1 protein-coding gene is annotated in these 364 nt (G+C 27.2%); it reads right to left on the minus strand.

Going from position 1 to position 364, the window contains the following annotated elements:
* Nucleotides 1–101: 101 nt before the first annotated feature.
* Nucleotides 102–364 (minus strand): DUF1516 family protein (locus V7164_RS16705; protein ID WP_335354651.1); only part of this gene is annotated, 263 nt, incomplete at its 5' end.

Consider the following 364-nt stretch of genomic DNA (forward strand, 5'->3'; position numbering starts at 1 on the left):
AATACCATAAAAACCGAAATGTTGATATGTCTAAAAAAAGAAAAAGCTGCCTTTTTAGCAGCTTTTTACTAGAAAATTGACAATTTTTATCAAAAATTGTTTTACATGAGGAAAGTTAATGGAAGTTTAACAAATCCTAAGTAAAGAACGAGGATAAAAGTTACAAGGAACAATAACCAAAACATTGTAGTTTTCTTTCCCTTAACCGAACGGACAATAATCATTTCCATCATACCGATTACTACAATTCCAAGTAATGACTTTAAGATATAAAGCGAACTGATGTTAATTTTACTTAATATTACTACACCTGTAATAATAATTAATAAATAGAAAAGCCTTAATATCATTTGAACTACTTTCA

The organism is Bacillus sp. JJ1474 (assembly GCF_036965225.1).
In the GTDB taxonomy this organism is placed as follows: Bacteria; Bacillota; Bacilli; order Bacillales; family Cytobacillaceae; genus Cytobacillus.